Origin of the sequence: Nostoc sp. NMS7, from assembly GCF_017115085.1 — a bacterium.
GTDB lineage: Bacteria > Cyanobacteriota > Cyanobacteriia > Cyanobacteriales > Nostocaceae > Nostoc.
On record NZ_JABXKJ010000049.1, the window covers coordinates 1 to 4,514 of the forward strand.

4 protein-coding genes are annotated in these 4,514 nt (G+C 43.5%); all 4 read right to left on the reverse strand.

The features are described 5' to 3' along the window. Window positions 1–394 precede the first annotated feature (394 nt). The 4 genes from HWQ38_RS03810 to HWQ38_RS03825 all read right to left on the reverse strand — a co-directional run bounded on the left by HWQ38_RS03810 (window position 395) and on the right by HWQ38_RS03825 (window position 4,008). Window positions 395–661 (reverse strand): NIL domain-containing protein, encoded by a 267-nt coding sequence (locus HWQ38_RS03810; protein WP_292790145.1) that lies wholly within the window; start codon window positions 659–661, stop codon window positions 395–397. A gap of 149 nt (window positions 662–810) precedes the next feature. Further along, a complete protein-coding gene (cysW, locus tag HWQ38_RS03815; RefSeq protein ID WP_292790147.1) occupies window positions 811–1,689 on the reverse strand; it encodes a sulfate ABC transporter permease subunit CysW in 879 nt (292 codons plus the stop codon). Next, window positions 1,676–2,536 carry a sulfate ABC transporter permease subunit CysT gene (gene cysT, locus HWQ38_RS03820; protein WP_292790149.1) on the reverse strand — a complete coding sequence of 287 codons (861 nt, stop codon included), beginning with the start codon at window positions 2,534–2,536 and terminating at the stop codon, window positions 1,676–1,678. Before cysT ends, cysW begins: the two co-directional genes overlap by 14 nt. Window positions 2,537–2,814: 278 nt before the next feature. Beyond that, window positions 2,815–4,008 carry a sulfate ABC transporter substrate-binding protein gene (locus tag HWQ38_RS03825; protein WP_292790150.1) on the reverse strand — a complete coding sequence of 398 codons (1,194 nt, stop codon included), beginning with the start codon at window positions 4,006–4,008 and terminating at the stop codon, window positions 2,815–2,817. Window positions 4,009–4,514 lie beyond the last annotated feature (506 nt).

Genomic DNA, 4,514 nt, shown 5'->3' on the forward strand with positions numbered 1-4,514 from the left:
AACGACACGTACACTCCTTTGTTAAGGATCGCCTGCTTTTAGTCTAAACTCCAGTTCTTAGGTACTTCTTGCAATACTTGAGAATGAATGCTTTTATACCAACTTCTATCTTTCTTTAATTGAGTTAGATGGGTGGCTCTGCCGACTTAAAGCAGCTGCCGTCCCACACTCCTAAAACTGAGATGTGGGACTTCTGCTGTAAAAGTTAAAGAAAAACCTAACCCCGTTCCCGACGCTCTAAGGGGTAAAATTGAAAGTCTCTCTCCTTTTAGGAGAGAGATAAAGAAGAGAGGTTTTCCAGATAGCCTGAAAAGTCAGATAAAACGAGAGGGTTTATATTAGGTATGAGGGCGCACAGATAGTTATACGCCCCTAGTATGTGTTGCCATAACCTTTACCAATCACTTAGTTTAGTGTCATCCCAGACTTCTAACTCCAAATCGTGGAGATAGGTTAACCCGCTCTGAATTTGTGCATCTGTTCCTTGTAATTCAAGGTCGAACCAACCATCACCGACAGCATTCGCTCCCAAAATCGCTGCCGTGATATTCACAGTCACTCCATAGTCAGACACCAGGCGAGAAATGACAGGTTCCTGGTGATAATCCTTGGGAATTCTAAGGCGAATCCGTTTATTGGTAAGTGTATTATCAGTAGCCATATCTGAATTATTTCAATCCCTGATCAGGATTGGTACAGAACTACCCTTAATCCTAATGGTAATTTCCTGATAGCTAATAGGTAAATTGTACCATGTCCGATGATTTGCTTGTATCCTATTCAAAGGATAACTATAATCGCTTGATTTTTCTATTCAACATCTTTAATACTGGTTTTGCGTTCTAAAATCTCCTTTAGCACCAAGGTTACTACTGCTAGCAGCGCCAACAGTACAGCCGCAGAGAAAGCAGCCTCGGTTTCGTATTGTTTGTAAGCATCTTCTACAAACAGTGGTAAACTCTGGGTTTTGTCAGCAATGTTGCCAGATACCACCGAAACTGCCCCGAATTCACCCATTGCTCTGGCATTGGTCAAAATTAAACCGTAGAGTAAGCCCCAACGGATACTGGGCAGGGTGACGCGCAAAAATATCTGCCAATCTTTTGCACCTAGAGTTCTAGCAGCTTCTTCTTGATCCTTGCCAAATTCCTCTAAAACAGGAATCACTTCCCGCGCCACAAAGGGCATACTTACAAACGCTGTAGCCAGCACCATACCTGGAAAGGCAAAGATGATCTTGATATCATGGGCTTGGAGCCAAGGGCCAAACCAGCCATTGCGTCCGTAAAGTAGCACAAGCATCAATCCTGCGACTACGGGCGAGATTGAAAAGGGTAGGTCAATTATGCTCAAAACTATGGCGCGTCCAGGAAATTTATGACGAGCGATCGCCCAAGCTGCACATAACCCAAATACTGTATTCACAGGCAGAGCAATCAAAGCCAGCAACAGTGTCAGCCAAGCTGCATGCAGAAAAGCTGGCCGCGTCAAGTTGGACAGAAATGGCCCAACTCCTTTGCTGAAGGCTTGGACAAAAACGTTGATTGCCGGGATGTATTGAACTAGGGCTAAATAGGCGATCGCTATACTAATTAAAACTATTGGCACCCAACTCTTCTGCTCTTTAAGAGGTTTGGCTGTATCTGTATCAGATGCAGATGAGTGAAAACTTGGCTTATCTACTGTCATATCGCCTTGCCCATGCTTGTAAGAAATTAATTGCCAATAGCAGTATCAACGAAATTGATAATAAAACTATGCCAATTACTGTTGCACCAGAATAGTCATATTGCTCTAATCGCTGGAAAATCAGCACAGGTGCAATTAAATCTTTGAATGGCGTATTGGAAGAGATAATCACAGTCGAACCATACTCTCCAACTGCACGGGAGAAACCCAAGGCAACGCCAGTTAAAATCGTCGGAAATAAAGGCGGTAAAATTACTTTCCAGAAAGTCTGCCATTGAGAAGAACCTAGACACCAAGCGGCTTCTTCAATTTCATGTTCCATTTCCTGAAGCACGGGTTGCACGGTTCTGACGATAAAAGGTAGTGAGATAAATATCATTGCTACCGCTACTCCCGTGCGGGTAAAAGATACCTTAATTCCCAGTGGTGCTAGTAGCGAACCGATCCAGCCATTATCACTGTAAACTGTTGCAAGGGTTAGCCCTGCTACCGAAGTTGGTAGTGCAAAGGGTAAATCTACTGTGGCGTCAATCAAGCGTTTGAAGGGAAAGTCGTAGCGAACTAGAACCCAAGCAATCAGAGTCCCAAATACGCCATTGAGTAAGGCAGCAAATATTGCTGTAAAAAAGGTGACATTATATGTTGCTAATGCGATATCACTGGTTGCGATCGCCCAAAATCTCGCCGGAGTTTCTGTACTCGCTTTCAGGAACATGGCAATTATCGGGATAAATAACATCACCGTCAAGTATGCAATGGTGATTCGCCAAGTCCAGGGAACCCGCCCCAATTTCTTCCAGAACGGTGTTTTACGTTCAACTTCCACAGAAGGAGATACAGTCGTCATAGTCAAAAATTCAAAGTTTAAAATTCAACAAAAGTTTTTGTCAGTATTCGTAATTCGTAATTATTACCCCACAACTCTTCGGTCAGCGTGCCGTAAGCAAGTTAGTTGCTCTGTCCTTCAATTACGAATTACCCTAGCGAGTCCACGTTGGCGTAGCCTCTGGCAGAGAGCCTCATTACGAATTACGTTAGCGTCACGCAAAGCGAGTCCGCGTACTCTGTAAGAGTTGCAAGCTACGCTTTTAGCGTCTGGTAGAGACCGTCATTACGAATTACGAATTACCGTTTCTTTTGGGCTTGGATCTTGTCAAACAGTCCCCCATCTGCGAAGAACTTTTTATCAATTGCTTCCCAACCGCCGAAGTCTGCAACAGTACCCAAAGTTTTCACCTTGTGAAATTTGTCTGTGACTTCTTTAGTTTGAGCTAAAGTTTCATCCACAGGTCGGAATCCGAATTTGACAAACTCTTGCTGTGCCTCTGGGGTATAAAGATATTTGACAAATCCTTCAGCAACTTCGCGGGTTCCGTGCTTATCGACGTTTTTATCTACCACAGCGATCGGATTGTCGATGGATATATTCACATCGGGAACGACATAATCAATCTTTTGGCCTTTTTGTTGTGCCAAGATAATTTCATTTTCATAGTTGATCAAGGCATCTCCCTGACCCTGCTTGACAAACGTATCCGTAGCTTCCCGCGCATCCTTAGTCAGGATTGGCACATTATTGTAAACGTTGGTTACAAATTCAGTAGCTTTAGCCTCATTTCCACCAGTTTTAATCACGGAATTCCAAAGCGCCAGGAAATTCCACCTAGCAATGCCTGATGTCTTGGGGTCAGCAGTAATCAGTTTTACACCACTTTTTCCCAAATCTTCCCAAGTCTTGATCCCTTTAGGGTTCCCTGAGCGAGTTACTAATGCTGCCACAGTTTTAGAGACAATACCATTATTGGGAACTTCTTTCTCCCATCCCGGCTGAATCAATCCAGCTTTCTCAATCTTTGAGGTGTCTCCAGACAATGCTAAGTGAACAACATCTGCTTCCAAACCATCGATAACGGCGCGAGTTTGGGAACCAGAACCGCCATAGCTTTGCTTGAAGACGACAGTTTGATTATGATCTTTTTTCCACTGTTCCACAAACCTGGGAATGATCGCTTCGTGAGCCGCTTTGGTAACTGCAAAGGAAACCAGAGTTAGTTCAACATTATCCTTGGTTGCAGCAACAGGACTAGCATTAGCATTAGGGGGTTCTGTGGAAGAATTACTCCCAGTTCCACCGGAGCAGGCGGCAAGCGCTACACTCAATACAGTACCTACCAAAAAGAGTGATAGAAAGCCTTTGAGCGAATTTAGTCTGAACCGATACGTTTTATTGAACGCGTAGGCGTAGCCCGCCTTCTCTACGAGACGCTCCGCGAACGGCATCCCTTGTAACCTTTTCAGTGAGCGTTGCCACAAACTCATTCTATTTCCTCCACTAAATCTACAAATAATTGATGGGAATACAGTTATATAGTGTTTATCATACTTGATGATGCCATGTATCTAGTTGCAAACACCAAAAAACCTCATATTCTTTATCAAGAATATGGTGATTCTACCAGTTTTGTGAGGAATTACAAATGCTTTTATTTTTAAGTATCAAGTTGCTTAGGCGCAGCCCAACCTAGTCATCGCAATTGGCTATCTGGTGAATCAAGCAAATTGCTAGGGAATAGCTAATTTTTTGAGGATAGTTTATTGTAGCGATCGGCGTAGCCCATCCTAGACATCAGCTTCGCTCAACGCAGTGCAACAAAATCAAGTAACGTCTTGAGTGCAAGCACAATTACTGTAGTGAGAAATATACGCCGCAACCAGATGTTGGTTAGTCTAAGGGCAACCCGCGAGCCGACGATTCCACCGATAAACATAGTGGTTCTTCAGTACTTGCTATGCTTAACTAATAGTTGATATACCAATTTAACAAG

Coding starts and splice junctions, on each gene's coding strand:
- HWQ38_RS03810 (WP_292790145.1), bottom strand. CDS start 661: ATGGCTACTGATAATACACTTACCAATAAACGGATTCGCCTTAGAATT.
- cysW (WP_292790147.1), bottom strand. CDS start 1,689: ATGACAGTAGATAAGCCAAGTTTTCACTCATCTGCATCTGATACAGAT.
- cysT (WP_292790149.1), bottom strand. CDS start 2,536: ATGACGACTGTATCTCCTTCTGTGGAAGTTGAACGTAAAACACCGTTC.
- HWQ38_RS03825 (WP_292790150.1), bottom strand. CDS start 4,008: ATGAGTTTGTGGCAACGCTCACTGAAAAGGTTACAAGGGATGCCGTTC.